Origin of the sequence: Pantoea sp. Lij88 (assembly GCF_030062155.1) — a bacterium.
Taxonomy (GTDB): domain Bacteria; phylum Pseudomonadota; class Gammaproteobacteria; order Enterobacterales; family Enterobacteriaceae; genus Pantoea.
This window is the reverse complement of the sequence record NZ_CP118269.1, coordinates 1,489,775-1,516,314: the sequence shown is the minus strand read 5'-3', so window position 1 is coordinate 1,516,314 and position 26,540 is coordinate 1,489,775. Positions and strand designations below refer to the sequence as shown.

Below are 26,540 nucleotides of genomic sequence, written 5' to 3'. Positions count from 1 at the left end.
GGAATATGGTTTACCATACGAGGCTGGGTCAGCCGCCGTCAGGAGCCGCTATAATGTCCCACACAGCAGACTTCACAGTCAGCGCGCATCAGACAGAACGATCATAACTTAGCCTGCTGCGCGCAGAGAGAGTCAGAGCGAACAGAAAGCCGTGGGCTTTCTGTTCATAAAGTCAGTGAACGCAATGAACGGATATGAAATTTGAATAACGACCGCGTACAGCCCACTTTCCTCTTTCACGATTACGAGACCTTCGGCACCAGCCCCTCTCGTGACCGGCCAGCCCAGTTTGCCGGACTGCGCACCGACAGTGAGTTCAATCCGGTCGGCGAGCCAGAAGTGTTCTACTGCCGTCCGCCAGATGACTATCTGCCTCAGCCCGAAGCGGTGATGATTACCGGCATTACTCCGCAGATCGCGATGAGTCGCGGTGTGATCGAAGCAGAGTTCGCTGAACGCATCCATAAGCTGTTCACCACAGAGCAAACCTGTGTGGTGGGCTACAACAACGTGCGTTTCGATGACGAAGTGACGCGCAATATCTTCTATCGCAACTTTTACGATCCCTATGGCTGGGCCTGGCAAAACGGCAACTCACGCTGGGACCTGCTCGACGTGATGCGCGCCTGCTATGCGTTGCGGCCCGAAGGAATCAACTGGCCGGAGAATGAAGAAGGCTTTCCCAGCTTCCGGCTGGAGCATCTGACCAAAGCCAACGGCGTGTCCCATGAAAATGCGCACGATGCGATGTCCGATGTGTATGCCACGCTGGCGATGGCGAAGCTGGTCAAAGAGAAGCAGCCAAAACTGTTTGAGTTTTTGTTTACCCATCGTAACAAAAACAAGCTGATGAACCTGATCGACATCCCGCAGATGAAACCGCTGGTCCATGTCTCCGGCATGTTCGGTGCCGCGCGCGGTAACACCAGCTGGATCGTGCCGCTGGCCTGGCATCCTGATAACCGCAATGCGCTGATCGTGGTGGATCTGGCGGGCGATATGTCGCCGCTGCTGCAACTGGATGCCGACACGCTGCGTGAGCGTCTTTACACGCCGAAAAACGATCTCGGCGATCTGCCGCCGGTGCCGGTCAAACTGGTGCATATCAATAAGTGTCCGGTGCTGGCGCCTGCCAGTACGCTGCGCCCGGAAGATGCGGCCCGGCTGGGCATTGACCGTCAGCACTGTCTGGCGAATCTGACGCTGCTGCGTCAGCAGCCCGATGTGCGGGAGAAACTGGTCACACTGTTTGCCGAAGCGGAGCCGTTTACGCCGTCAGACGACGTGGACACGCAGCTCTATGATGGGTTCTTCAGTGATGCCGACCGCGCCGGGATGAATATTATCCGCCAGACCGCACCCGCCAATCTGCCTGCGTTGGATCTGAGCTTTGAGAGTGCGCGCGTGGCGAAACTGCTGTTCCGCTACCGGGCACGTAACTTCCCCGGCACGCTGGATGATGCCGAGCAGCAACGCTGGTTGCAGCATCGCCGTGAGGTGCTGAATGCTGAGCGCGTGCAGGCGTTTATGCAGGAGCTGGAAGGCCTGGCAAATCTGCATGAAGCGGATGCAGAAAAGGTTGGGCAGCTTAAAGCGCTCTATCTGTATGCCCAGGAGCTGGTCTCCTGAAACACTGATATAATCTGACCCGGCATCCCCTGCCGGGTCAGCGTTTCTGATCATGCTGAATCAGAGCACGGTCCACGCCAGCCAGGTCAGCGCAAAACCACTTAATCCCATTATCGTCGTCAGTACCGTCCAGGTGCGTAAACCATCAGCCACCGAAAGCCCCAGATAACGGGTGACCACCCAGAATCCCGCATCATTGACATGCGACAGTCCCAGGCCGCCGAAACAGGCCGCCAGGGTGACCAGAACCCGTTGCATGTCCGTCACGCCGGTCACCGCCTGAGTCAGCAACCCGCTGGTGGTCAGGATAGCGACGGTGGCAGAGCCCTGTGACGCACGCAGCGCCAGCGACAGGATAAATGCAGCAGGCACCAGCGGCAGATGCAGCGTTTCAAGGGTGATCGCCAGCGCTTTACCCACGCCCGACTCCACCAGCACTTTGCCGAATGCCCCACCAGCCCCGGCCACCAGAATCACGCTGGCTGAGGTAGGAATGGCCCGGCCAGTCAGATCTTCCAGCTTATCTTTACTCCAGCCACGCCGCACACCCAGCAGCCAGGCCGCCAGCCCTAAGGCAATCAACAGGGCAATCGGCGGTGTGCCAATCACGGTCATGACGTTACGCAGCAGACTGCCTTCCGCCAGCAGCGTGTGAGACAGGGTTCCCAGCACAATCAACACAATCGGCACCACAATCAGACCACTGATGGTCAGCGCACCCGGCGGGGCCGGTTCATTTTTCTTTTCCTGTCCCTCAGGCTTCGCCATCTGCAACTGTTCCAGCACCTCCACTGACAGATGGTAATGGCGACGATTCATGACTTTCGCCACGTAGTAGCCGATGATCCCGACCGGCACTGAAATCGCGATACCCAGCATCATCAGCCATCCCATGTCGGTATGCAGGATCCCGGCCGCAGCCGCGGCGCCTGGATGGGTCGGCAGCGCCACGTGCACTGTCAGCATCACGCCCGCCATCGGCAGGCCAAATTTCAGCGGTGAGACGCGCGCGACTTTGGTGAAGCCATAAATCAGCGGGATGACGATGATAAAGCCTACTTCGAAAAACACCGGGATGCCCAGGATAAAGGCCGCCATGGTTAAAGCCGCGACGGTGCGCTTCAGCCCCAGCGTTTTACTGAAGCGTTGCGCCAGCGATTCAGCGCCCCCCGAGGCTTCAATAATTGCCCCGAGCATGGCACCAAGCACGATGATGATGGTGATGTGACCGAGCAGGCCGCCCATCCCGGTGATAATCGTCTCCATGATTTTCTCAGCCGGAATGCCGGTTGCGATAGCCACCAGCAGGCTGACAATTAACAGGGCGACAAATGGATGAACTTTGGCTTTGATGACCAGCAGCAGCAGGATCACGATGCTGGCGGTCGCTATGGCTAACAGCAGTGCGGTAGACATGGTAAACCTCAGAAATTGTTATATTTTTTGGGTTATCGGTGTACAGAAATAGCAGGTAAAAGGCCGGATAAAGGGCAAGCCGCGCCCTGCCGGTGCCGGAACACCGGTTTCAGAGCGCGTTAAATCAGGCGGTTATCTTCCAGGGAGCAAACCAGCCAAGACCCTCGGTCGTGCTGCCGCGCGGGATATACTCGCAGCCCACCCAGCCGGAATAGCCGACCTCATCCAGCAGTGAGAAAAGCCAGGGATAATTGATTTCCCCCTCGTCCGGCTCGTGACGATCCGGGGCCGACGCAATCTGTACGTGGCGATAGCGCCCGGCATAGTGGCGAATCAGATGGCTGAGGTTGCCGTCCACCCGCTGCGCGTGAAACAGGTCGAGCTGAGTGAAGACATTGGGCCGGTCGATCTGTTCGACCATCTCGAGCGTCTGATACTGGCTGGCGTAGAGATAGTTGGGTTTAGTGGTCGGATTAAGCGCTTCTATCAGCAGGATGATGCCATGCGGTGCAAAGCGCTCAGCCGCATAACGCATGTTGCTGATAAAGGTTTCAACGTAGCGCTGACGGTCGGCGTCCGGCGGCACCGTCGCCGCCATGATGTGAACCTGCGGACAGTTCAGCGCCAGCGCATAGCTCAGGGCGCGATCGATGTCCGCCTTCGCCTCCGCTTCCCGTCCGGGAATGGCAGAAACGCCCCACTCACCGGCCGCGACGTTGCCCGGTGCGGTATTGAACAGCACCAGTTGCAGATGATTATCATCGAGCCACTGTTTTATCTGCGTGGCGGGATAGTCATAGGGAAACAGAAATTCGACCGCCGTGAAACCGGCCTCAGCCGCGGCAGCGAAGCGTTCGGCAAAAGGGTATTCTGTAAACTGCGTCGAGAGGTTAGCAGCAAACTTCGGCATTATCGGCTCCTTAATTCCGCCACTTCGGCATCATTGAGATAACGGATCGGGCGGTCGCCCAGAGTAAAGATCAGACGGGCGGTCTCTTCCAGCTCTTCGGTGTTGTCTGCCGCTTCCTGTAATGATTTGCCCACCACTACCGGCCCGTGATTCGCCAGCAGGAAGGCGCGGTAGCGCGGTGCCAGCGCCGCCAGATCCTCAGCCAGTCGTCCATCGCCCGGCTTGTAGTAAGGCACGACCGGCACATCACCGACCCGCATCACCACATAGGGGGTAAACGGACGAATGCAGTTCTCCGGGTTCAGCCCCTGTAAACAGGAGAGCGCGGTCAGGTAGTGGCTATGCAGATGCACCACCGCCCTGCAGTCGGGATTGTTCAGGTAAAGCGCGCGGTGAAACGCAATCTCTTTGGAGGGCTTGTCGCCGGAGAGCCATTCGCCTTCAGGCGTTACTTTCGACAGCCGCTCACCCTTTAATTCACCGAGGCAGGAGCCGGTGGGTGTCGCCAGCAGATTGCCATCCTCCAGCAGCATTGAGAGGTTGCCCGCCGAGCCAGTGGCATAGCCGCGCCGAAAGAACGAGGCGCCGAGACGCACCATCTCGTCACGCGCCTGCTGCTCCGCTAAAGAGAAAGATTCAGTCATAAGTAAACTCCGTTTGCGCGCGGCGGAAGAAATCTTCATCGCCAAAATTGCCCGATTTCAGTGCCAGAGAGAGCGGCTGATGGATGTCACGAACCCAGGGCACGCCGGGCGAAATCGTCGGACCGATGTGGAAAGCCGTCACGCCCAGACTCTGCGCCACCACACCGGAGGTTTCCCCGCCCGCCACGATAAAGCGCTGCCAGCCGCGAGCTTTCAGTTCACGGGTGACGGCGGCGAACAGCTGCTCAACGGCTTCGCTGCTGCGCTGCGCACCATAGCGCTGCTGAATCACCTGCAGCTGTTGCGCATCAGCGGTGGCATAAAGCAGCGGTGCCAGCGCCTGATGACGGTTTGTTTCCACCCAGTCGCACAGCTGCCGGGCATAGCCCTCTGTCTCTTCCAGACACTGATCAATGTCGACTTCGCAGGCGGGTGCCAGCTGGCGATACGCGGCCACCTGACGATGGGTCATCTGCGAGCAGGAACCGGACAGGACTACGGCGCGATCGCCCTGCGGACGGCCTGCCTGCTCCGCTTCCGCATCGGACTCAGCCGTCGCCCACTGCCGCGCCAGACCGATGGCCAGCCCGGAACCGCCGGTGACCAGCCGCATATCGCTCAGCGCCGCGCCCAGCGTTAGCAGATGCGCCTGATGCAGGGTATCAGTCACGACGTAGTTGATCCCCTGCTCCGCCAGCTCGCCCAGCGCCTGACGCACTGACGCTGCGCCCTGATCGATCTGTGCCGCCGCGATCAGCCCGGCCTTGCCTGTCGCCTGCGCCGTCATCAGACGCAGCAGGTTGCTGTCGTGCATTGGCGTGACCGGATGATGCCGCATACCGGAATCTGACAGCAGCTGGTCGCCGACAAACAGGTAGCCCTGATAGACGGTACGACCATTCACCGGCAGCGCCGGACAGATGACCGTCTGCGTTTCACCCAGCGCATTCAGCAGAGCGTCGGTCACCGGACCGATATTGCCCTGTGCGGTGCTGTCGAAGGTGGAGCAGTATTTGAAGTAGAAGCGCTCACAGCCCTGCTTCTGCAGCCACGCCAGCGCAGCCAGTGACTGCGCAACCGCCTGCTCTGCCGGGCAGGAACGGCTTTTGAGGCTGACCACAATCGCCTGCGCCCCGGTGAGTTCCTCGCGGGCCGGGATGCCGTTGAACTGAATGGTGGTCAGGCCGTTCTGCACCAGAAAACTGGCGATGTCCGTGGCCCCGGTAAAATCGTCCGCTATGACACCAAGACGCATCAGATTTTCTCCCCTGCCTGCGGCAGCGTGATGCCGCTGAAGATTTTGATGACCGCACTGTCATCTTCACGTCCATAACCGGCGTTGCTGGCTTCGGTGAACATATTGAGGGCGGTTGAGGCCAGCGGCAGCGGGAAGTGCAGCGACTTCGCGGTGTCTGCTACCAGGTTGAGATCTTTCACAAAGATATCAACCGCCGATTTTGGACTGTAGTCGCCGTCTACCACATGCCGCATGCGGTTTTCGAACATCCACGAATTACCGGCCGCATTGGTGACCACTTCATACATGGTTTCCAGCGGGATACCGGCCCGCGCCGCCAGCGCCATCGCTTCTGCGCCCACCGCGATGTGAACACCCGCCAGCAGCTGATGAATAATTTTAACGGTTGATCCGAGGCCGATTTCATTGCCCACGCGATACACCTTAGCCGCGACCGCATCCAGCACCGGCTGCAGTTGTGCAAAGGCCGCGTCACTGCCTGAGGCCATCACCGTCATCTCACCGCTGGCCGCTTTGGCCGCGCCGCCGGAAACCGGGGCATCCAGCATCAGCAGCTGATGTCCGGCCAGCCGCTGCTCAATCTGCTGCGCATCCAGGGCGGACAGCGTGGATGAGACCATGACCACCGTGCCGGGGCGGAGTTTTGCCGCCAGGCCCTCTTCACCAAACAGAATGGCGTTTACCTGCTGCGCATTCACCACCAGCAGCAAAACGGCATCGAGCTGGTCTGCAAAGGCTGCGGCGGATGACTGCGCATCCCGCGCGCCCGCCTGGCGTAAAGTCTCCAGCGCGGCAGGATTCAGATCGACACCCCAGGTATTAAGACCGGCGCGCAGACAGGACTTCGCGGCCCCCATGCCCATAGAACCTAACCCGATAACGCAGATGTTTTCAGCTGGCACGTTACGCCTCCACTGTTAAATTAAGTGATTATTTGTTTGTTACTGTTAATCCTGCCAGCTTCCTGCCGGTAAAAATGTGTCTCTCCTCACAAAAAAACATCATCGATGTGAAAGGGAACAATTTTTAACATTGCCGGATTTACAGCTGCGACAGTACCTGACCGCAGAAAAGCAGGTGCCGCCGGGCTATCCGCTGTTGTTTTTTGTTCTGGTTAACCGGCAGATACTTTATAATGTGAAAAAATGATAATTATCAGGGAGCAGATATGATTCCGGTTGAACGTCATCAACAGATTCTGGCGCTGGTCGCCGATCGTGGCGTAGTGAGTATTGCAGAACTCACAGAGCGGCTGGGTGTGTCACATATGACCATACGCCGTGATGTGCAGAAACTGGAGGAGCAAGGTGCCGTGTTATCGGTGTCTGGCGGCGTGCGCTCTGCCGACCGGCTGGCGGCTGAACCGTCACATCTGACGAAAAGCGCGCTCTACAATGATGAGAAGCGCGCCATTGGCCGCACCGCCGCCCGCCATATTCCGCGTAATAGCTGCATCTATCTGGATGCCGGGACGACTACGTTAGCGCTGGCGCGGGAAGTGGTGGATCGGGATGATTTGCTGGTGGTGACCAATGATTTTATGGTGGCGAACCTGCTGATGGAGGCGAGTCAGTGCCGGGTTATTCACACAGGTGGCACCGTGTGCCGGGAGAACCGCTCCTGTGTCGGGGAGTCGGCAGCACGCAGCCTGCGACATCTCGCCATCGACATTGCCTTTATCTCCGCCTCCTGCTGGGGACCGCGGGGCCTGTTTACGCCGGATGAAGATAAAGTGACGGTAAAGCAGGCGGTGAGTGAGGTGAGCAGTAAACGGGTGCTGCTGAGTGACAGTTCGAAATACAACAGGATTGCGACGTTTCTGGCGTTACCGCTGGAGAGGTTTGATGTCGTGGTGACCGACAAAAAGCTGAGTGAGGCAGGACGGGAGTTATTAAGTGCGGGTAGCTGGGAGCTGGTACTGGCCAGTTAAATCGTTGCCGCCTTGCCGGAAGACCGGGAAGGCGGCAACGTGAGCGCAATTACACTTCTTCGCTGAACTGCGGCACCGGATTACGGAAGCTGCGGGTCACAAATGCCAGGTAGATAATCCCGATGGCGGCCCAGATCAGGCCCAGCTCCATCGAACTCTCTTCCAGGTTTACCCACAGCGCGCCGACCGTCAGTGCACCCAGCAGTGGCAGCAGCAGATACTGAACGTGATCTTTCAGCGTGCGGTTACGCTTCTCACGGACCCAGAACTGCGCGATGACCGACAGGTTAACGAAGGTAAACGCGACCAGCGCACCAAAGTTAATCAGCGCGGTGGCTGTTACCAGATCAAAGTTAATCGCCATCAGCGCAATCGCACCGACCAGCAGCACGTTGAGCGACGGGGTACGCCATTTTGGATGGATGTAACCGAAGAAACGCTCCGGGAACACGCCATCACGGCCCATGACATACATCAGACGCGATACGCCAGCGTGCGCTGCCATACCGGATGCCAGCACCGTGACCACCGAGAAGATCAGAATGCCGACCTGCAGCGCTTTACCGGCCACGAACAGCATGATTTCAGGCTGTGAGGAGTCCGGGTGCTGGAACCGGGTGATGTCCGGGAAGTAGAGCTGCAGGAAGTAAGACGCAGCGATAAAGATCACACCACCAATCAGCGCAGTCAGGAAAATAGCGCGCGGAATGGTGCGTTCTGCATCTTTGGTCTCTTCCGACAGCGAACTGATGCCATCAAAGCCGAGGAAAGAGAAGCAGAGTATGGTCGCACCGGTAATCATCGGCACCACATGCGCATTCTCAGACCAGAACGGACGGCTGCTCACCAGCGTGCCGGACCCGACGCCGCTTGCCACACCGTAGATCACCATCGCGGTAATCCCGACCATGACCACCACCTGCAGCACCACAATCACACTGTTGAAGTTGGCGACGGTTTTGATGCCCTTGAGGTTAGAGAGCGTCATAAAGCCGACCAGCAACACCACGAAAATCCACGACGGGATGCCCGGCACCAGCGATTCGAAATAGTTTTTAGCCAGCAGGATGTTGATCATCGGCATGAACAGATAGTCCAGCAGTGATGACCAGCCGACCATGAAGCCGACGTGCGGACTGATCGCCTTCTGAGCGTAAGTATAAGCGGAGCCCGCAGAGGGGAAGCGGCGTACCAGCTTACCATAACTCACGGCAGTGAACAGAATCGCAATCAGCGCGAAAGCATAAGCGGTGGCGACGTGACCATCGGTCAGACCGGAAACGATGCCAAAGGTATCGAACAGGGTCATAGGCTGCATGTAGGCTAAGCCCATCATGACGACCGGAAGTAACGTGAGTGTTTTTTTGAGCTGCGCACGCTGCGGTGCGGCGGAGGTATTAAGCGACATGCTTCAGTCCCCCATGTGCGACAACCTGGCTGGGCTGGGTCACAGGGCAACTGCGCATTAAGCGACAGGGAGTAAGGTTAGCGGTTAACGCGGCGCCGTAGTCATCACGAAAACGCGTACCAGCGTTGGCTGGCAGAGTGAAAAACATCCCCATCTTTGTAATCCTCAATCTCACGCTTATGCGTGTTTTCAGTGTTTATCTATCCGGGTGCGTGCCCGGCCTCGGTTAAGTCAGCAAAAACGCTCTTATAAAACTGGATGCAAAAAAATAACCGGCGCGTGGAGCGTCGGTTATCATCTGATTTTGCAGGCCGCGTATTCTGCCCTAAGCCGTGGCAGAAATACAACCCATCGGGGCATGTTATGCAAAAAAAGCGCGCATAAGTGCCGGAAAACCGGCGTTTCAGGCGTTTTTCAGCATCCAGTCGATTTCCGTAGACGTAATCAGCCGCTCAAACTGCATCAGTTCATGGTGCTTACAGCTGTGCCAGACGCTGGCAAAGCGTTCGCCCAGTAACTTCTGCAACGGATAGCTGCTGTCAAACTCATACAGCGCATCGCTCTGGCGGATCGGCAGTGCCAGCCCCTCAGCTTGGTGACCGTTACCGGTGACCGGATGTGGCAACGGCAGCTGCGTATCAAGCCCGTGCAGCATCCCGGCAAGAATAGCCGACACCACCAGATAGGGATTGGCATCTGCGCCCGCAACCCGGTACTCAATCCGGTGGTTGTCGGTATCACCGCATGGCACCCGTAGCGCGACGGTCCGGTTGTTATGACCCCACGAGGCCTGTAACGGCACATAGGCGTCCGGAACAAAGCGGCGATAGGCATTCACATTGGGTGCCAGCAGCGCCATTGAAGCCGGCATCAGGTCGATCATACCGGCCAGCGCGCGTTTCATCAGCGGTGAATCGCTGCCGTCATCGCAGGCGAAGGCATTGTGATCGGCGGCATCCAGCATACTGATATGCACATGCATCCCGCTGCCCGCGTACTCCTCATACGGCTTCGCCATAAAGGTCGCGGTCATACCGTGATTTTCCGCCACCTGACGAATCAGACGCTTCAACTGTACCGCATGGTCGCAGGCGCGCAGCACGTCGCGGGTATGATGCAGGTTAATTTCAAACTGTCCGGGCGAGGCCTCTGCCAGCGCACCATCGGCCGGGATGCCCTGCTGACGCGCCAGATCGTCAATATCGCGCAGCACATCGGCGAAGTGATCGAGGTTATCCACCGAGTAAACCTGGCTCTGCATGTTGCGTTCATCACTGCCGGGGGAACATGGCGGCTGGATAAAACCTTCGGCATCGCGCTTTTTGTCCACCAGATAGAACTCCAGCTCTACCGCTACCACCGGGAACAGACCTCGGTTACGCAGCTGTTGCCACAGCCGGTTAAGGACATTTCGGGGTTCAACGTCAAAGGGAGTGCCATCTTGGTTGCACATGGTTAACAGCAGCTGCGCAATGTGTTGAGGGTCAGACGCGGAGGGAACTAAGGTACCGGAGACGGGCAGACAGAGATTGTCGGGTTCGCCCAGTGACTGGCCGAGTCCCGCTTCCTCAACCGTGTTGCCGAGGATATCCATGGCGAACACCGAGGCGGGGAAATAACACCCTTTTTCCAGCTTAGGCAGCGCAGAGACCGGAATGCGCTTGCCGCGGAACACACCATTTAAATCATTTAACAGGATGTCGACATACTGCGTTTCAGGATGGCGTTCCAGCCAGGCTTTCACCTCATGCTGGAACGCGCTGGTTCGTTTCTCTTCACTGTGAAGCATAAAGTCTTCTACTTCTACCAGGTTAGTCATGATCTCACCCGCCCCTATTAGGTTTGCGTAATGCTCAAAATAACAGCCACACCACTAACATAGCGCCAACATAAAAAGTGTGCAAATGTAACAAATCTGTTTGAAGAACAACCTGCAGATTGCTAGATTGAAAAAATATTGCACACTTAACCGCCAGACGTGCCCTTTCGGTAGATATTTCGAACAGTGATGCGAGGACGTAAGATGGGCATTATTTTTGACAAGCCGTTGATTGGCGTAGTGATGTGCCAGAAAAATCTGGGCGGTCACGTGAGCCAGACCGTTCACAACAAATATATCGATGCGGTTGTCCTTGCGGGCGGCGTACCGCTGGCCCTGCCCCACAGTCTGATGAATGCGCCTCATCTATTAGAAAACGCTATGGCTGTTCTGGATGGCCTTCTGCTGACCGGCAGTCCCAGCAATATCGAACCCTGGCATTATGGCGAGGCGGGCGAAGAGCCCCATGCCGATCCGGGCCGTGACCGTCTCGCTTTTTCGCTGATCACCTGGGCCACCAGCCACAAAATGCCGATGTTCGGCATCTGCCGTGGAATGCAGGAGCTGGTCGTCGCCAATGGCGGTGCGCTGTGGCGGGAGGTCAGTGAGCAGCCGCCGTTTCAGCGTCATCATGAAGATGAGACGCTGCCACTGGATCAGCAGTATGCGCCAGCCCATCAGGTCACTATCGAACCGGATGGCGTGCTGGGGACACTGCTGGACAGCAACAGCCCGCTCAGAGTTAATTCACTGCATCATCAGGGCGTTCGTGAGCCTGGTCCGCAGCTGCGCGTTGAAGCGCGCGCGCCGGATGGCCTGATTGAGGCGGTGAGTCTGCGTCATCATCCCTTCGCCCTTGCGGTGCAGTGGCACCCCGAGTGGCAGCCGGAAAGCACGGCGGGTTCGCAGGCGCTGTTCAGCGGCTTTATTCAGGCCGCCATTCGCTATCACAGGGGAAAAGCTGATGAGTGATGCCACGCTGGCACCGGGACGACGGCTGGCACAAATCCGGCAGACGATGGGGCTGTCGCAACGCCGGGTTGCTGAACTGGCCGGACTGACCCACAGCGCTATCAGTACTATCGAACAGGATAAAGTCAGCCCGGCGGTCAGCACCCTGCAGAAGCTGCTGAAAGTCTATGGGCTGTCGCTGTCAGAATTTTTTTCTGAACCCAAAGCGGATACGGAGCCGAAGGTGATTGTGCGCCCCGGCGATCTGCTGGAGATTGGCAGCCAGGGCGTTTCGCTGAAGCTGATCGACAATGGTCGTGCGCAGCGCACGCTGGGGATGCTGCTGGAAACCTATCAACCCGGCGCCAGCACCGGCGAAAAACTGCGTCATCCGGGGGAAGAGACCGGCACGCTGCTGGAAGGAGAAATTACGCTGATCATCAACGGACAGCAGTTTCACCTCTCTGCCGGAGAGAGCTATGTGATTGATACCGGCTTACCGCACAGCTTCACCAACAGTGCTGAAATTCCCTGCCGCATTGTCAGTGCCCACACGCCAGCTAATTTTTAGGCGCTTCCGGAGGTTGTTATGAATTACGTGGAGAGTTATTACGCTGCGACTGCCAATCCGCATGCGCCCTGGCCGACCTTACAGGAGAGCATTCAGTGTGACGTCTGTATTATTGGCGGCGGTTTCACCGGTCTTTCTGCGGCGCTGCATCTGACCGAGGTCGGCTACGACGTGGTCGTGCTGGAAGCGGCGCGGGTCGGTTTTGGCGCAAGCGGTCGTAACGGCGGACAGGTGGTGAACTCCTACAGCCGCGACGTGGATGTGATTGAGCAGCGCTACGGCAAAGAGAGCGCCCGTATGCTGGGCGGTATGATGTTTGAAGGCGCTGAGATTATCCGCGATCGTATTAAGCGGTATGCGATTGAGTGCGATTACCGGCCTGGCGGCATTTTTGCGGCCCTGAATGCACGTCAGATGGCGCATCTGCAAAAACAGAAATCGTTGTGGCAGCAGTATGGCAATCACGATCTGGAGCTGCTGGACGAACGCGCCATTCGCCGCGAAGTCGCCACCGAACGCTACGTCGGTGGGCTGCTGGATCGGCGCGGTGGCCATCTGCATCCGCTGAATCTGGCGCTGGGTGAGGCGGAAGCCATCCGGCGCCATGGCGGGCGCATCTATGAACAGTCTGCGGCGACAGGGGTAGTTTATGGCACGCCTAACCGGGTGAAGACCGCCCAGGGTGAGGTCAGCGCGCAATTTGTCATCTTCGCCGGAAACGCCTATCTGTCACCGCAACTGGAGCCGCGCCTGAGCAGGAAAAGCATGCCGTGCGGTTCGCAGATTGTGGCGACCGAGCCGCTGACACCCGACCAGGCACTGTCGCTGATGCCAGACAACTACTGTGTGGAAGATTGCAACTACCTGCTGGATTACTTCCGCCTGACCGCAGACAACCGGCTGCTGTATGGCGGGGGCGTGGTCTATGGCGCTCGGGAACCGGCTGATATTGAAGCATTGATTCGACCCAAGCTGCTCCGCACGTTCCCGCAGTTACAGAACGTAAAGCTGGACTTCAGCTGGAGCGGCAATTTCCTGCTGACGCTGTCGCGCATGCCGCAGTTTGGCCGGCTGGAGAAAAATGTCTATTTCATGCAGGGCGACAGCGGTCATGGCGTGACCAGTACTCATCTGTCCGGCAAGCTCATCAGCGAAGTGCTACGCGGCGATGCCGAACGGTTTGACGCCTTCGCCCGACTCCCTCACCTGCCGTTCCCCGGCGGGCGGCGGTTTAAGGTGCCACTGACGGCGATGGGCGCGGTGTGGTACGCACTGAGGGATCGATTAGGCGTATGAGGCTGAGGGCCAGACGTTCCTGTCTGGCCTGCTTAACCCCGTTCTTTCAGCAGGGCACATTCTGCCGTGTCGTTTAAGTGCTTTTAGTATGTTGTAACTATGTAGCGAACAGATCGCTCAACCCGTTAGGCGGGGTCACCCTGCCCCCGCAATCATGCCAGCCGTCTGTCACTCCAGTGGCATTTTTACCGGGTCGTCATAGCGGTACTCAAAACCGAGTTCGTTACAGATGCGTAATCCATCAATCAGCTTGCCGCTGTCTTTAACCGCTTCCGGCGCGAACTGCGGCGGCTGCAGACCCAGCTGGCGCGTAACCGCAGGATAGAAGGTGTCACGCGTAGGGTGTTTCGGCGCACTCAGGTTGTATACCCGCCCCCCTTTCGGCGACTGCAGCAGCAGTGTAATCGCCTCAACCACATCATCCAGGTGAACCAGATTCACACCCTGCGAGCCATTGGCGACATCCTGCTTGCCGGCCAGGAAGCGTCCCGGATGACGCTTAGGTCCGACCAGACCGGAGAGGCGCAAAATATCGACGCTGGTCCCCGGCAGATCGTGCAGCCAGCTTTCCAGTTTGACCAGCGTCTTACCGGCTATCGTTTCTGCATTCAGCGGGCTGTTTTCCCGTTTAACGCCGGAGCTGCCGCCATAAACTGACGTTGAGCTGGTAAAGATGATGCGCGGTACTTTATAGACCAGCGCGGTATCGACCACATTCTGTACCGCCTGCAGATAAGCTTCGCCGCCTTCTGCGGTGCGACTGGCGGGCAGCGTGACGATCAGCGCATCAACGTTGAACAGCGGCTCGATATCGGCGGCCTCACACTGCAGTTCCGGCGTCAGTTCCAGCTGGAACGCCTCGATACCGCAACGGCGTGCGGCTTCAACACCGTCTGGCGTGGTTTTGCTGCCGGTGACCTGCCAGCCTCGCGCGGTTAACGCCGTGGCCAGCGGCATACCCAACCAGCCCAGTCCCACTATCGCGACCTTCTTCATTTTGACTCCTGACGTGAAACATCAACCCTGACTTCACCGTAGTTTGCCCCCGGATTGCAAACCAGAACAACCTGTTTCAGCGCTTTCCGAACCGCCTGTTTAAAAAAGTGTTGCCAAGCGCAGCCATCTTCGCTAGGTTAAACCCCACAAATGAATACTCATTCATCGACGAGATTATTATGACACGCGTTCAGTTCAACCATCATCACCACCATCATCCTGACTAGTCTTTCAGGCGATTGGTGCTGGAAGACTTTCAAGATCTTCCAGTGGTGTGAACGCAAGAGAACCCCCGGAAGATCGTCTTCCGGGGGTTTTTTTATGGGCTGATGCAACCACACATTCAGGACAGGATTAAGAGGACAGGAACCATGTTAGATAACACCCGTTTACGCATAGCTATGCAGAAATCTGGCCGTTTAAGTGATGATTCACGCGAACTGCTGGCGCGCTGCGGCGTTAAAATCAACCTTCAGCAACAGCGCCTGATTGCGTTTGCGGAGAACATGCCGATCGACATCCTGCGCGTGCGCGATGACGATATCCCTGGCCTGGTGATGGATGGTGTGGTCGATTTAGGCATCATCGGTGAAAACGTGCTGGAAGAAGAGCTGCTCTCGCGCCGTGCCCAGGGTGAAGATCCACGCTACTTCACCCTGCGCCGCCTGGATTTCGGCGGCTGCCGTCTGTCGCTGGCGATGGCGACTGATGCCGAGTACACCGGCCCGGAATGCCTCGATAAATCCCGTATCGCTACCTCCTATCCGCACCTGCTCAAACAGTACCTCGACAAGAAAGGCGTCAGCTTCAAAACCTGTCTACTGAACGGTTCCGTCGAAGTGGCGACCCGCGCCGGTCTGGCAGACGCCATCTGCGATCTGGTCTCCACCGGTGCCACGCTGGAAGCCAACGGCCTGCGTGAAGTTGAAGTGATCTATCGTTCTAAAGCGGTGTTGATTCAGCGTGACGGCGAGATGCCTGCCGCCAAGCAGGAGCTGATCGACAAGATGATGACCCGTATTCAGGGCGTGATTAAAGCGCGTGAATCGAAGTACATCATGCTGCACGCGCCGAGTGAGCGCCTGGAAGAAGTGATCAGCCTGCTGCCTGGTGCTGAGCGTCCGACCGTGCTGCCGCTGGCAGGCGATGTCAGCCGCGTGGCGATGCACATGGTCAGCAGCGAAACCCTGTTCTGGGAAACCATGGAAAAACTGAAAGCACTGGGTGCCAGCTCGATTCTGGTACTGCCTATTGAGAAGATGATGGAGTAAGCCATGGCCTTTTCTACCCCGATTGAGTGGCAGCAGTGCACCCCCGAACAGCAGCAGGCGCTGTTGTTACGTCCTGCCATCGCCGCCTCTGAAAACGTTACGCTGACGGTGCGTAACGTGCTGGAGCAGGTCAAGCTGAACGGTGATGACGCTCTGCGCGAGTTCAGTGCCCGCTTCGACAAAGCGCAGGTGGAAAACCTGCGCGTGACGCCGCAGCAAATTGCAGAAGCCAGCACCCGTCTGAGTGACGAGCTGAAGCAGGCGATGGCCGTCGCGGTGGGCAATATCGAAACCTTCCACAACGCGCAGATTCTGCCGCCGGTGGATGTGGAGACGCAACCTGGCGTGCGCTGCCAGCAGATCACCCGCCCGGTGAAGTCGGTCGGGCTCTATATTCCTGGTGGTTCCGCCCCGCTCTTCTCTACCGTGCTGATGCTGGCGACCCCTGCCCGTATCGCCGGTTGTGGTCGCGTGGTGCTCTGTTCCCCCCCGCCGATTGCCGATGAGATCCTTTATGCCGCGCAGCTGTGTGGCGTAGAAGAGGTGTTTCAGGTGGGCGGCGCACAGGCCATCGCCGCGCTGGCCTTCGGCACTGAAACCGTGCCGCGCGTCGATAAGATTTTTGGCCCGGGCAACGCCTGGGTCACCGAAGCGAAACGCCAGGTGAGTCAGCGACTCGATGGCGCGGCGATTGATATGCCAGCCGGTCCCTCTGAAGTGCTGGTGATTGCTGACGAAGGTGCCACACCCGCATTTGTCGCGTCTGATCTGCTTTCACAGGCTGAACATGGTCCCGACTCGCAGGTGATTCTGCTGACGCCATCATTAAAGCTGGCCGAAGCGGTCGCGGTGGCGGTGGAGCAACAGCTGGCGGAGTTGCCGCGTGCGGCCACGGCGCGTCAGGCGCTGGAGAGCAGCCGCCTGATCGTGGCGCGCGATCTTGAGCAGTGCGTCGCCATCTCGAATCTCTACGGCCCGGAGCACCTGATTCTGCAGACCCGTCAGCCGCGCGATCTGGTGGAGTCAATCACCAGCGCCGGTTCGGTATTCTTAGGCGACTGGTCGCCGGAGTCCGCAGGCGATTACGCGTCGGGCACCAATCACGTGTTACCGACCTACGGTTATACCTCGACCTGTTCCAGCCTGGGCCTGGCCGATTTCCAGAAACGCATGACGGTGCAGGAGCTTACGCCGCAGGGCTTCCTGAATCTGGCCGCCACGATTGAAACCCTGGCTGCCGCCGAGCAGCTGGATGCCCATAAAAATGCCGTCACCCTGCGCGTTGCCGCACTGAAGGAGCAAGCATGAGTCAGGATATTGAGCAGCTGGCGCGCGCGAATGTGCGCGCCCTGACGCCTTATATGTCGGCGCGTCGTCTGGGTGGGAACGGAGATGTCTGGCTCAATGCCAACGAATTTCCGCTGCCGGTGCCGTTTGAGCTGTCGCAGCAGACGCTGAACCGCTATCCGGAGTGTCAGCCTAAGCTGGTGATTCAGCGCTACGCCGCTTACGCAGGCTTAACGCCGGAGCAGGTGCTGGTCAGCCGTGGCGCGGATGAAGCCATCGAACTGATCATGCGCGCCTTCTGTGAGCCGGGTCAGGATGCGATTCTGTTCTGTCCGCCGACCTATGGCATGTACAGCGTCAGCGCCGAAACCATCGGCATTGAATACCGCACCGTCCCGGCGCTCAGCGACTGGCAGCTGAACCTGCCTGCTATCGCGGAACAGCTGGACGGCGTCAAAGTCGTTTATCTTTGCAGCCCGAACAACCCGACCGGCAACCTGATTAATCAGGATGACATCCGTCAGCTGCTGACGATGACCGCGGGTAAAGCGCTGGTCGTGGCGGATGAGGCCTATATTGAATTCTGCCCGCAGGCGGCCCTGACCGGCTGGCTGAAGGATTATCCGCACCTGGTAATCCTGCGTACGCTGTCAAAAGCCTTTGCGCTGGCGGGCCTGCGTTGCGGCTTTGCGCTGGCGAATAAGCCGGTAATCGACCTGCTGATGAAGGTGATTGCGCCCTACCCGCTGGCCACACCGGTGGCCGATGTGGCCGGTCAGGCGCTGAGCGAGCAAGGCGTTGCGCTGATGCGTGAGCATGTGGCCCAGCTGAATGCGAATCGCGGCTGGCTGCAGACTGAACTGGCTCAGCTGGCCTGCGTCGAGCAGGTTTTCCCCAGTGAAACCAACTATGTGCTGGCGCGCTTTACCGATTCACCAAAAGTCTTCAAAACCTTATGGGATCAGGGCATTATCCTGCGTGATCAGAACAAAAATCCGGGCCTGTCGGGATGCCTGCGCATCTCCATTGGCACGCGTGAAGAGTGCGAACGAGTGATCGCCGCGCTGCAAGCCTTTTCTGTGGAGCAAGCATGAGCCAGAAGACCCTTTTTATTGACCGCGACGGTACGTTAATCTCTGAGCCGCCTGAAGATTATCAGGTGGACCGCATGGATAAGCTGGCATTTGAACCGGACGTTATCCCGGCGCTGCTGGCGCTGCAGGCCGCCGGTTATCGCCTGGTGATGATCACCAACCAGGATGGTCTTGGCACCTCCCGTTTTCCGCAGGCCGATTTCGATGGTCCGCACAATCTGATGATGCAGGTTCTGACCTCTCAGGGCATCGCATTTGACGATGTGCTGATCTGCCCGCACCTGCCGGACGATCACTGCGACTGCCGCAAGCCGAAAACCAGAATGGTGGAAGCCTGGCTGAAAGAAGGTGCGCTGGATACGGCTCACAGTTATGTCATTGGCGATCGCCTGACCGATGTGCAGCTGGCGGAGAACATGGGCATCCAGCCTATCCGCTACGGTGCTGACGGGGAGAACTGGCAGACCATCCAGCAGCGTCTGACGCAGCGTGACCGCCATGCGCTGGTGCAGCGCAACACCAAAGAGACCCAGGTGCGGGTCGAACTGTGGCTGGACCGTGAAGGCGGCAGCAAGATTAATACCGGCGTGGGTTTCTTCGACCATATGCTGGACCAGATTGCGGTGCACGGCGGCTTCCGCATGAACATCGAAGTGAAAGGCGATCTCTACATTGACGATCACCACACGGTGGAAGATACCGGTCTGGCACTGGGCGAAGCACTGCTGAAAGCGCTGGGCGACAAACGCGGCATTGGCCGTTTTGGCTTTGTGTTGCCGATGGACGAATGCCTTGCGCGCTGCGCGCTGGATATCTCCGGCCGTCCGCACATCGAGTTTAAAGCAGAGTTCAACTATCAGCGCGTGGGCGACCTCAGTACTGAGATGGTCGAACACTTCTTCAGCTCGCTCTCCTACGCCATGATGAGCACTCTGCATCTGAAAACCAAAGGCAAGAACGACCATCACCGCGTCGAAAGCCTGTTTAAAGCCTTTGGTCGTACGCTGCGTCAGGCGATCCGCGTTGAGGGTAATACCCTGCCGAGCTCGAAGGGAGTGCTGTGATGAACGTGGTGATCATGGATACCGGTTGCGCCAACCTCTCATCGGTCAAGTGGGCGATTGAACGTCTGGGCTACACCCCGGAAGTGAGCCGCGATCCCGATGTGGTACTGCGCGCCGACAAACTGTTCCTGCCCGGCGTGGGCACCGCGCAGGCGGCAATGAATCAGCTGGAAGAGCGTGACCTGATCGATCTGGTGAAAGCCTGTACCCAGCCCGTGCTGGGCATCTGTCTGGGCATGCAGTTGCTGGGTCGCGGCAGCGATGAAAATGGCGGCGTACCGACGCTGGGCATTATCGATGAGCCGGTTTCGTTAATGGACACGCACGGCCTGCCGTTGCCGCACATGGGCTGGAACCAGATTACCGCGCAGGCGGGCAATCATCTGTTCCGTGGCATCGACGAAGGTTGTTATTTCTACTTCGTCCACAGCTACGCGATGCCGGTCAACGCCAGCACTATCGCTCAGTGCCACTACGGTGAAGCCTTCACCGCCGCGGTACAGAAAGATAACTTCTTCGGCGTCCAGTTCCATCCGGAACGCTCGGGCAAAGCGGGCGCGCAGTTGCTGAAAAACTTCCTGGAGATGTAATGATTATCCCCGCGTTAGATTTAATTGACGGCAAAGTGGTTCGTCTGCATCAGGGCGATTATGGTCAGCAGCGCGATTACGGCAGCGATCCACTGCCACGTCTGCAGGATTACGTCAGCCAGGGCGCGACTGTGCTGCATCTGGTGGATTTAACCGGCGCGAAAGATCCGGCGAAACGCCAGATCGCGCTGCTGAAAACCCTGCTCGACGGCGTTGATGTCACGGTGCAGGTTGGTGGCGGCATTCGCAGCCGTGACGATGTGCACGCGCTGCTGGAAGCGGGCGCGAGTCGTGTGGTGGTCGGTTCCACCGCCGTGAAAGAACCTGAAGAGGTAAAGCGGTGGTTTGCAGAGTTTGGCGCCCAGGCGATTGTGCTCGCGTTAGATGTGCGTATTGATGCCAGTAACCGCAAAGAAGTGGCGATCAGTGGCTGGCAAGAAGCGGCAGGCGTGACGCTGGAAGAGGTGATCACCGATTTTCAGCAGGTGGGTCTGAAGCACGTGCTGTGCACCGACATCTCCCGTGACGGCACCCTGAGCGGCTCCAATGTTGCGCTCTATCAGGAAGTGACGGCGCGCTTCCCGACGATTGCTTTCCAGTCCTCGGGTGGCATTGGCGACCTTAATGATATCGCCGCCCTGCGCGGCAGCGGCGTTCAGGGCGTGATTGTCGGACGTGCGCTGCTGGAAGATAAATTCACAGTTTCGGAGGCGATCGCATGCTGGCAAAACGGATAATTCCCTGCCTGGACGTACGTGACGGCCAGGTGGTCAAAGGCGTACAGTTTCGCAATCACGAGATCATCGGCGACATCGTGCCGCTGGCGCAGCGTTATGCCGCCGAAGGTGCTGACGAACTGGTGTTCTATGACATCACCGCCTCATCTGATGGCCGTGTTGTGGACAAAAGCTGGGTGTCGCGCGTTGCGGAAGTGATCGATATTCCCTTCTGCGTCGCAGGTGGCATTAAAACCCCGGAAGACGCAGCGCGCATTCTCGAATTTGGTGCGGATAAGATTTCGATTAATTCGCCAGCGCTGGCCGATCCCTCGCTGATCACCCGCCTTGCGGACCGTTTTGGCGTGCAGTGTATCGTGGTCGGCATCGATACCTGGTTTGACGAAGCCAGCGGCAAATATCAGGTGAATCAATACACCGGTGACGAAGCGCGTACCCGCGTGACACAGTGGGAAACGCTGGAATGGGTGCAGGAAGTGCAGAAGCTGGGCGCAGGCGAGATCGTGCTGAACATGATGAATCAGGATGGCGTGCGTAACGGCTATGACCTGGTGCAGCTGAAGAAAATGCGTGAAGTCTGCAACGTGCCCCTGATCGCCTCTGGCGGCGCAGGCACCATGCAGCACTTCCTCGATGCGTTTACTGAGGCAAATGTGGATGGTGCGTTAGCCGCCTCGGTATTCCATAAGCAGATTATTAATATTGGTGAGCTGAAGAGCTTTCTGATCGACAACGGAGTGGAGATTCGCGCGTGCTAACTGAACAACAACTGGCCCTTCTCAACTGGGACAAAACACAGGGCATGATGCCGGTCATCGTTCAGCACAACGTCTCAGGCGAAGTGCTGATGCATGGCTACATGAACCCGGAGGCGCTGGAAAAAACCCTGGCAGAAGGCAATGTCACCTTTTTCTCCCGCACCAAAAACCGCTTGTGGACCAAAGGCGAGACCTCCGGCAACTTTCTGCAGGTGGTGAGCATCACGCCTGACTGCGACAACGACACGCTGCTGGTGCTGGCGAATCCGATTGGCCCGACCTGCCATCTTGGCACCACCAGCTGCTTCTCGCCTGCCGTGCCAGAGTGGACCTTCCTCTATCAGCTGGAAGAGCTGCTGGCGTCACGCAAAACAGCTGACCCTGAAAGCTCTTACACCGCACGGCTCTACGCCAGCGGTACCAAACGCATCGCGCAGAAAGTGGGCGAAGAAGGCGTTGAAACCGCGCTGGCGGCGACCGTCAACGATCGTGATGAACTGACGAATGAAGCGTCAGATCTGGTCTATCACCTGATGGTGTTGTTACAGGATCAGGATCTCGACTTCAGCGCCGTGATTAATAACCTCCGCGCCCGCCACAAGTAATTGTGCAATAATCTGCTCAGAATTTCGTTTTCATGCGGATTCTGAGCAGAATTCTTCTCAATCCTGACCCTATTCCCCACAATAACGGCGACTCAAACCTCAGGGAGAGAACCGTGACCACCCATGAAAAATTAATCGCCCTGCTCGACCAGCATCAGGCACGCTATCGTCTGATGGAACACGAGGCGACCGGTAAATGCGAAGCCGTGGCGGCGATACGCGGCACCGAAGTCGGCCAGGGCGCGAAAGCGCTGGTGTGTCATGTGAAGGGCAACGGCGTTAAACAGCATGTGCTGGCGGTTTTACCGGCCGATAAGCAGGCCGATTTGGGCAAAGTCGCCGCGGCGGTCGGTGGACGACGCGCCTCACTCGCAAGCCCGGCGGAGACCGATCTGCTGACCGGCTGCGTATTCGGGGCGATCCCGCCGTTCAGCTTTCATCCCGACCTCAGACTGGTTGTGGACCCCGCGCTGTTTGAACGTTATCCGGAGATCGCGTTCAACGCCGGTCTGCTGGAGCGCTCAGTGATTCTGAACACCGAAGATTACCGGGCGCTGTGCGCGGCTGACGTGGTGAAGATAACGCAGTAATTGCCATCCCGGCAGCCCGGCGATACTCTGCATGAACACTCATCACGACAGAATAAGAGCAAAATCATGAACATTTTCACTCAACGCCTGCGTCAGACGCTGGCTGTAGCCGTTATGGCAGGCTGCGCTTTTGGCGCTCAGGCAAAAATCGAACAGGTGCGTTTCGCGGTCGATCCGACCTATCCGCCGTTTGAATCGAAAACGCCACAGGGCAAGCTGGTTGGCTTTGATATTGATCTGGGCAATGCGCTCTGTACGCAGATGCAGGCGAAATGCGTCTGGGTTGAGAGCCAGTTTGACGGCATGATCCCGGCGCTGAAGGCGCGTAAATTTGACGCCATCCTGTCTGACATGGGCATTACCGAAGAGCGCCTGAAGCAGATCGATTTTACCGTGCCGCTGTATGACACCCATACCCAGCTGGTTGCCCGTAAAGGTTCCGGATTACTGCCGACGGCAGAGTCTCTGAAAGGAAAAACGGTTGGCGTGGAACAGGGAACGGTGCAGGAGCGTTACGCAGTGGCGAAATGGCAGCCTCACGGTGTGACCGTGGTGCCTTATGGCGATCAGGCACAGGTTGAAAGCGATCTGGTTTCAGGCCGACTGGATGCGGTCTTCACCGATGCGGCGCAGGCGGCCATTGGCTTCCTGAAGCATCCGCAGGGCAAAGATTTTGAACTGGCTGGCCCGATTGTTCAGGATCCGATTATCGGCCCGGGCACGGCGGTTGGCCTGCGCAAAGGCGATACCGAACTGAAAACCGCGCTGGATAACGCCTTCGCCGAAATCAAAAAGAACGGCACGTTTGACCAGATTCAGAAGCGCTACTTCGCCACGGATATCTCTATCCAGCAGTAACCTCGCGGTCGCCCTTTTTCGTCCTCACCGCGATCCGGCACTATACTTTAACTTTTTCAGGACGGCGCGCTGTCGTCCTTTGCCGATTAAAGGACATTAACACGGTATGCATCAACAACATCATCCACTGTTAAGCGCCTCTTTAGGCACCCAGCGTGAAATCATCAGTTTCCATTTTGCTCCGGACCACGAGCGTCAGGTTTATATCCAGGCTGCGCTGCATGGCGACGAACTGCCCGGTATGGCGGTTGCGTGGTATTTAAAACAGCGACTGCAGGCGCTGGAGTCGGCCGGACAACTCAAAGCGGCCTTTACCCTGGTTCCGGTTGCCAATCCTCTGGCGCTGGGACAGCACTGGCACGGCACCCATTTGGGTCGTTTTCATACGCTCTCCGGGCAGGACTTTAACCGTCGTTTCCCGTCACTGGGAACGACGCTGGCGGCCGGGCTGGCCGAAAGCCTGACCCAGAGTGAATCGCAGAACCGCAGCCTGATCCGGGATGCGATTGATCGTCACTATCGCGATACCGTGCCAAAAACTGAGCTGGATGCACAGCGCTACACCCTGATGCGGATGGCCAGCCAGGCGGATCTGATGATTGACCTGCACTGTGACTGGGAAGCCGTGCCCCATCTCTATACCACCCCGCATGCCTGGCCGGACATTGAGCCGCTGGCGCGCTGGTTAGGCAGTGAAGTACAGCTGCTGGCGCAGATCTCGGGCGGTGAGCCGTTTGATGAAGCCTGCTGCGAACCCTGGCTGACACTGGCAGAGCGGTTTGGCAAAGATTACCCGATGCCGCGTGGATTGCTGCCGGTAACGCTGGAGCTGCGTGGCGTACGTGATGTTTCGCCTGAACAGGCGGAAAAAGATGCGGATGCGATTATTTCGGCGCTGCAGGAAGGCGGTTATATCGGCTACAGCGAACCTTCCATTTCCGTAGAAGTGGCCGCGCCCGTCATTGGCGGCGATGAGCTGGTCCCGGCGAGTGCGGGCGGTGACGATGTCGTGGCCATCAATGACGGGCCGATTGGCTTAAACGTGCCAGACATCGCGGAAGCACCAGGAGAAGGTGGCGTTATCAAAGAGCGTCACAGCGAGGGATCGGCGGCGTCCTCCCCTGCCCTGAAAAATCCACCTACGCCGTTAGCGGGCTGTGAATATATTCATTCGCCGGTGTCGGGTCTGATCCTGCATCGTAAACCGCTGGGCGCACTGATTCGTCCGGGAGAAGTGGTGGCTGAGATAGTTGATCCGCTGACCGACCACATCACCCCACTGGTGGCAGAGTATGGCGGTATTCTCTATGCGAGACACTGGGTGAAGTTTGCTACAGCTGGCATGCTGGTTGTGCGACTGGCGGGTGAGCGGGAGATTCGGAGCGGGGATTTGCTGGTAGGGTAAAAAAAGGGCTTCCCGAGGGAAGCCCTTTTTAGTGATTAATCTAACCACTCGGTGTGGAACACACCGTCTTTATCAATACGCTTATAGGTATGCGCACCGAAGTAGTCACGCTGCGCCTGAATCAGGTTGGCAGGCAGCACTTCTGAACGGTAGCTGTCGTAGTAAGCGATCGCCGCAGAGAAGGTTGGCGTCGGGATACCGTTCTGAATTGCGTAAGAAACCACATCACGCAGCGCCTGCTGATACTGATCTGCGATATCTTTGAAGTACGGAGCCAGCAACAGGTTAGCGATGCCAGCATCTGCTTCATAAGCATCGGTGATCTTCTGCAGGAACTGGGCACGGATGATGCAGCCAGCGCGGAAGATCTTAGCGATTTCACCGTAGTGCAGATCCCAGTTGTTCTCTTCTGACGCTGCACGCAACTGTGAGAAGCCCTGCGCATAAGAGACGATTTTGCCCAGGTACAGAGCGCGACGAACTTTCTCGATGAAATCCGCTTTGTCACCCGTGAAGGCTTTAGCCTGTGGGCCGCTCAGCACTTTAGAGGCCGCAACACGCTGCGTTTTCAGTGAGGAGAGGTAACGAGCGAAGACAGACTCGGTGATCAGTGACAGAGGTTCGCCAAGATCCAGTGAGCTCTGGCTGGTCCATTTACCGGTACCTTTGTTCGCTGCTTCATCCAGAATCACATCAACCAGATATTTACCTTCTTCGTCTTTCTTGGTGAAGATATCTTTGGTGATGTCGATCAGGTAGCTGCTCAGCTCGCCGTTGTTCCACTCAGTGAAGGTTTCAGCCAGCTCTTCGTTGTTCAGGCCCAGTGCGCCTTTCAGCAGAGCATAAGCTTCTGCAATCAGCTGCATGTCGCCGTACTCGATGCCGTTGTGAACCATCTTCACATAGTGACCCGCGCCGTCCGGACCGATGTAAGCCACACAGGCTTCGCCATCTTCCGCACGTGCCGCGATCTTATCCAGAATCGGCGCAACCAGCTCGTAAGCTTCTTTCTGGCCGCCAGGCATGATAGATGGGCCTTTCAGTGCGCCCTCTTCACCACCGGAAACACCGGTACCAATGAAGTTGAAGCCCTGGTCTGACAGTTCTTTGTTACGACGGATGGTGTCTTTGTAGAAGGTGTTACCGCCATCGATCAGGATGTCGCCTTTATCGAGGTGTGGAGTCAGTGAGGCGATAGTCTTGTCAGTCGCTTCACCCGCCTGAACCATCAGCAGGATACGACGAGGTTTTTCCAGCGATTCGACAAACTCTTCAACGGTATAAAAAGGAGCAAGCTTCTTGCCCTGGTTCTCGGCGATGACTTCATCAGTCTTTTCGCGTGAACGGTTGAAGATTGAAACAGTGTAACCGCGGCTCTCAATGTTAAGAGCCAGGTTGCGGCCCATCACTGCCATACCTACAACGCCGATCTGTTGCTTGGACATTACATACT

Annotated in this window: 26 protein-coding genes and 1 other annotated feature; of the genes, 17 read left to right on the top strand and 9 right to left on the bottom strand. The window is 57.7% G+C overall.

What is annotated here, in order from left to right; genetic code table 11:
• Positions 1–201: 201 nt before the first annotated feature.
• Positions 202–1,629: an exodeoxyribonuclease I gene (sbcB, locus tag PU624_RS10780; protein ID WP_283547609.1), complete on the top strand. Its 1,428-nt coding sequence runs from the start codon at positions 202–204 to the stop codon at positions 1,627–1,629.
• Between the two features lie 60 nt (positions 1,630–1,689).
• Here the strand turns inward: sbcB and PU624_RS10775 are convergent, their stop codons facing one another.
• The 5 genes from PU624_RS10775 to ltnD form a co-directional block, all read right to left on the bottom strand.
• Positions 1,690–3,045 carry a GntP family transporter gene (locus PU624_RS10775; protein WP_283547608.1) on the bottom strand — a complete coding sequence of 452 codons (1,356 nt, stop codon included), beginning with the start codon at positions 3,043–3,045 and terminating at the stop codon, positions 1,690–1,692.
• A gap of 124 nt (positions 3,046–3,169) precedes the next feature.
• Positions 3,170–3,955 carry an HPr family phosphocarrier protein gene (locus tag PU624_RS10770; RefSeq protein ID WP_283547607.1) on the bottom strand — a complete coding sequence of 262 codons (786 nt, stop codon included), beginning with the start codon at positions 3,953–3,955 and terminating at the stop codon, positions 3,170–3,172.
• Positions 3,955–4,599, bottom strand: coding sequence for a 3-oxo-tetronate 4-phosphate decarboxylase (gene otnC, locus PU624_RS10765; protein WP_283547606.1), 645 nt, complete (start codon positions 4,597–4,599; stop codon positions 3,955–3,957). Before otnC ends, PU624_RS10770 begins: the two co-directional genes overlap by 1 nt.
• Positions 4,592–5,854, bottom strand: a complete 1,263-nt coding sequence (otnK, locus tag PU624_RS10760) for a 3-oxo-tetronate kinase (protein ID WP_283547605.1) — start codon at positions 5,852–5,854, stop codon at positions 4,592–4,594. Before otnK ends, otnC begins: the two co-directional genes overlap by 8 nt.
• Positions 5,854–6,759 carry an L-threonate dehydrogenase gene (gene ltnD / locus PU624_RS10755; RefSeq protein WP_283547604.1) on the bottom strand — a complete coding sequence of 302 codons (906 nt, stop codon included), beginning with the start codon at positions 6,757–6,759 and terminating at the stop codon, positions 5,854–5,856. Before ltnD ends, otnK begins: the two co-directional genes overlap by 1 nt.
• Positions 6,760–7,025: 266 nt before the next feature.
• On the opposite strand from ltnD, the gene ygbI reads away from it, so the two are divergent.
• Entirely contained in the window at positions 7,026–7,787 is a 762-nt protein-coding gene (gene ygbI, locus PU624_RS10750) for a DNA-binding transcriptional repressor YgbI (protein ID WP_283547603.1), read from the top strand.
• Positions 7,788–7,836: 49 nt separating this feature from the next.
• Here ygbI and PU624_RS10745 read toward each other — a convergent pair whose 3' ends face one another.
• Together PU624_RS10745 and PU624_RS10740 are read right to left on the bottom strand one after the other, a co-directional pair.
• Positions 7,837–9,195 carry an APC family permease gene (locus tag PU624_RS10745; RefSeq protein ID WP_283547602.1) on the bottom strand — a complete coding sequence of 453 codons (1,359 nt, stop codon included), beginning with the start codon at positions 9,193–9,195 and terminating at the stop codon, positions 7,837–7,839.
• Positions 9,196–9,598: 403 nt separating this feature from the next.
• Positions 9,599–11,014 carry a glutamine synthetase family protein gene (locus tag PU624_RS10740; protein ID WP_283547601.1) on the bottom strand — a complete coding sequence of 472 codons (1,416 nt, stop codon included), beginning with the start codon at positions 11,012–11,014 and terminating at the stop codon, positions 9,599–9,601.
• Positions 11,015–11,218: 204 nt separating this feature from the next.
• Here PU624_RS10740 and puuD point away from each other — a divergent pair, with 204 nt between their 5' ends.
• Genes puuD through PU624_RS10725 form a run of 3 tightly spaced genes read left to right on the top strand, consistent with a single transcriptional unit; the run spans position 11,219 to position 13,832 of the window.
• Positions 11,219–11,986, top strand: coding sequence for a gamma-glutamyl-gamma-aminobutyrate hydrolase (gene puuD, locus PU624_RS10735; protein ID WP_283547600.1), 768 nt, complete (start codon positions 11,219–11,221; stop codon positions 11,984–11,986).
• Positions 11,979–12,536 (top strand): HTH-type transcriptional regulator PuuR, encoded by a 558-nt coding sequence (gene puuR / locus PU624_RS10730; RefSeq protein ID WP_283547599.1) that lies wholly within the window; start codon positions 11,979–11,981, stop codon positions 12,534–12,536. The genes puuD and puuR overlap by 8 nt, the downstream gene beginning before the upstream one ends.
• A gap of 18 nt (positions 12,537–12,554) precedes the next feature.
• The gene (locus PU624_RS10725; RefSeq protein ID WP_283547598.1) at positions 12,555–13,832 is read left to right on the top strand and encodes an NAD(P)/FAD-dependent oxidoreductase; all 1,278 of its coding nucleotides are present in this window, start codon (positions 12,555–12,557) and stop codon (positions 13,830–13,832) included.
• A 168-nt stretch (positions 13,833–14,000) separates the two neighbouring features.
• On the opposite strand, the gene PU624_RS10720 is transcribed toward PU624_RS10725, so the two are convergent.
• Positions 14,001–14,828 (bottom strand): SDR family oxidoreductase, encoded by an 828-nt coding sequence (locus PU624_RS10720; RefSeq protein ID WP_283547597.1) that lies wholly within the window; start codon positions 14,826–14,828, stop codon positions 14,001–14,003.
• A 179-nt stretch (positions 14,829–15,007) separates the two neighbouring features.
• On the opposite strand from PU624_RS10720, the gene hisL reads away from it, so the two are divergent.
• The 12 genes from hisL to PU624_RS10660 all read left to right on the top strand — a co-directional run bounded on the left by hisL (position 15,008) and on the right by PU624_RS10660 (position 25,087).
• On the top strand, positions 15,008–15,055 hold the full coding sequence (hisL, locus tag PU624_RS10715; RefSeq protein WP_100396937.1) for a his operon leader peptide: 48 nt from the start codon (positions 15,008–15,010) through the stop codon (positions 15,053–15,055).
• Positions 15,031–15,151, top strand: a sequence feature (His leader region). Its footprint overlaps the gene before it by 25 nt.
• A 48-nt stretch (positions 15,152–15,199) precedes the next feature.
• Entirely contained in the window at positions 15,200–16,099 is a 900-nt protein-coding gene (gene hisG / locus PU624_RS10710; RefSeq protein WP_004571317.1) for an ATP phosphoribosyltransferase, read from the top strand.
• Between the two features lie 3 nt (positions 16,100–16,102).
• Entirely contained in the window at positions 16,103–17,407 is a 1,305-nt protein-coding gene (hisD, locus tag PU624_RS10705) for a histidinol dehydrogenase (protein WP_283547596.1), read from the top strand.
• On the top strand, positions 17,404–18,480 hold the full coding sequence (gene hisC, locus PU624_RS10700; RefSeq protein ID WP_283547595.1) for a histidinol-phosphate transaminase: 1,077 nt from the start codon (positions 17,404–17,406) through the stop codon (positions 18,478–18,480). Before hisD ends, hisC begins: the two co-directional genes overlap by 4 nt.
• Positions 18,477–19,544: a bifunctional histidinol-phosphatase/imidazoleglycerol-phosphate dehydratase HisB gene (hisB, locus tag PU624_RS10695; protein WP_283547594.1), complete on the top strand. Its 1,068-nt coding sequence runs from the start codon at positions 18,477–18,479 to the stop codon at positions 19,542–19,544. The genes hisC and hisB overlap by 4 nt, the downstream gene beginning before the upstream one ends.
• Positions 19,544–20,134 carry an imidazole glycerol phosphate synthase subunit HisH gene (gene hisH / locus PU624_RS10690; RefSeq protein WP_008926061.1) on the top strand — a complete coding sequence of 197 codons (591 nt, stop codon included), beginning with the start codon at positions 19,544–19,546 and terminating at the stop codon, positions 20,132–20,134. The genes hisB and hisH overlap by 1 nt, the downstream gene beginning before the upstream one ends.
• Positions 20,134–20,871, top strand: a complete 738-nt coding sequence (gene hisA, locus PU624_RS10685; protein WP_283547593.1) for a 1-(5-phosphoribosyl)-5-[(5-phosphoribosylamino)methylideneamino]imidazole-4-carboxamide isomerase — start codon at positions 20,134–20,136, stop codon at positions 20,869–20,871. Before hisH ends, hisA begins: the two co-directional genes overlap by 1 nt.
• The gene (gene hisF / locus PU624_RS10680) at positions 20,853–21,629 is read left to right on the top strand and encodes an imidazole glycerol phosphate synthase subunit HisF (RefSeq protein WP_004571310.1); all 777 of its coding nucleotides are present in this window, start codon (positions 20,853–20,855) and stop codon (positions 21,627–21,629) included. Before hisA ends, hisF begins: the two co-directional genes overlap by 19 nt.
• A complete protein-coding gene (gene hisIE, locus PU624_RS10675; protein ID WP_283547592.1) occupies positions 21,623–22,234 on the top strand; it encodes a bifunctional phosphoribosyl-AMP cyclohydrolase/phosphoribosyl-ATP diphosphatase HisIE in 612 nt (203 codons plus the stop codon). Before hisF ends, hisIE begins: the two co-directional genes overlap by 7 nt.
• Positions 22,235–22,347: 113 nt before the next feature.
• The gene (locus tag PU624_RS10670) at positions 22,348–22,824 is read left to right on the top strand and encodes a YbaK/prolyl-tRNA synthetase associated domain-containing protein (protein WP_283547591.1); all 477 of its coding nucleotides are present in this window, start codon (positions 22,348–22,350) and stop codon (positions 22,822–22,824) included.
• A gap of 66 nt (positions 22,825–22,890) precedes the next feature.
• On the top strand, positions 22,891–23,682 hold the full coding sequence (locus PU624_RS10665) for an ABC transporter substrate-binding protein (RefSeq protein WP_283547590.1): 792 nt from the start codon (positions 22,891–22,893) through the stop codon (positions 23,680–23,682).
• Between the two features lie 106 nt (positions 23,683–23,788).
• Complete coding sequence (locus PU624_RS10660) at positions 23,789–25,087, top strand: succinylglutamate desuccinylase/aspartoacylase family protein (RefSeq protein ID WP_283547589.1); 1,299 nt, start codon at positions 23,789–23,791, stop codon at positions 25,085–25,087.
• Positions 25,088–25,122: 35 nt separating this feature from the next.
• Here the strand turns inward: PU624_RS10660 and gnd are convergent, their stop codons facing one another.
• Complete coding sequence (gene gnd / locus PU624_RS10655; RefSeq protein WP_283547588.1) at positions 25,123–26,532, bottom strand: NADP-dependent phosphogluconate dehydrogenase; 1,410 nt, start codon at positions 26,530–26,532, stop codon at positions 25,123–25,125.
• Between the last annotated feature and the right edge of the window lie 8 nt (positions 26,533–26,540).

Bases quoted from the DNA above. Each gene is read 5' to 3' on its own strand.
- PU624_RS10775 (WP_283547608.1), bottom strand. From the start codon at position 3,045: ATGTCTACCGCACTGCTGTTAGCCATAGCGACCGCCAGCATCGTGATC.
- PU624_RS10770 (WP_283547607.1), bottom strand. From the start codon at position 3,955: ATGCCGAAGTTTGCTGCTAACCTCTCGACGCAGTTTACAGAATACCCT.
- otnC (WP_283547606.1), bottom strand. From the start codon at position 4,599: ATGACTGAATCTTTCTCTTTAGCGGAGCAGCAGGCGCGTGACGAGATG.
- otnK (WP_283547605.1), bottom strand. From the start codon at position 5,854: ATGCGTCTTGGTGTCATAGCGGACGATTTTACCGGGGCCACGGACATC.
- ygbI (WP_283547603.1), top strand. From the start codon at position 7,026: ATGATTCCGGTTGAACGTCATCAACAGATTCTGGCGCTGGTCGCCGAT.
- PU624_RS10745 (WP_283547602.1), bottom strand. From the start codon at position 9,195: ATGTCGCTTAATACCTCCGCCGCACCGCAGCGTGCGCAGCTCAAAAAA.
- PU624_RS10740 (WP_283547601.1), bottom strand. From the start codon at position 11,014: ATGACTAACCTGGTAGAAGTAGAAGACTTTATGCTTCACAGTGAAGAG.
- puuD (WP_283547600.1), top strand. From the start codon at position 11,219: ATGGGCATTATTTTTGACAAGCCGTTGATTGGCGTAGTGATGTGCCAG.
- puuR (WP_283547599.1), top strand. From the start codon at position 11,979: ATGAGTGATGCCACGCTGGCACCGGGACGACGGCTGGCACAAATCCGG.
- PU624_RS10725 (WP_283547598.1), top strand. From the start codon at position 12,555: ATGAATTACGTGGAGAGTTATTACGCTGCGACTGCCAATCCGCATGCG.
- PU624_RS10720 (WP_283547597.1), bottom strand. From the start codon at position 14,828: ATGAAGAAGGTCGCGATAGTGGGACTGGGCTGGTTGGGTATGCCGCTG.
- hisG (WP_004571317.1), top strand. From the start codon at position 15,200: ATGTTAGATAACACCCGTTTACGCATAGCTATGCAGAAATCTGGCCGT.
- hisD (WP_283547596.1), top strand. From the start codon at position 16,103: ATGGCCTTTTCTACCCCGATTGAGTGGCAGCAGTGCACCCCCGAACAG.
- hisC (WP_283547595.1), top strand. From the start codon at position 17,404: ATGAGTCAGGATATTGAGCAGCTGGCGCGCGCGAATGTGCGCGCCCTG.
- hisB (WP_283547594.1), top strand. From the start codon at position 18,477: ATGAGCCAGAAGACCCTTTTTATTGACCGCGACGGTACGTTAATCTCT.
- hisH (WP_008926061.1), top strand. From the start codon at position 19,544: ATGAACGTGGTGATCATGGATACCGGTTGCGCCAACCTCTCATCGGTC.
- hisA (WP_283547593.1), top strand. From the start codon at position 20,134: ATGATTATCCCCGCGTTAGATTTAATTGACGGCAAAGTGGTTCGTCTG.
- hisF (WP_004571310.1), top strand. From the start codon at position 20,853: ATGCTGGCAAAACGGATAATTCCCTGCCTGGACGTACGTGACGGCCAG.
- PU624_RS10665 (WP_283547590.1), top strand. From the start codon at position 22,891: ATGAACATTTTCACTCAACGCCTGCGTCAGACGCTGGCTGTAGCCGTT.
- PU624_RS10660 (WP_283547589.1), top strand. From the start codon at position 23,789: ATGCATCAACAACATCATCCACTGTTAAGCGCCTCTTTAGGCACCCAG.
- gnd (WP_283547588.1), bottom strand. From the start codon at position 26,532: ATGTCCAAGCAACAGATCGGCGTTGTAGGTATGGCAGTGATGGGCCGC.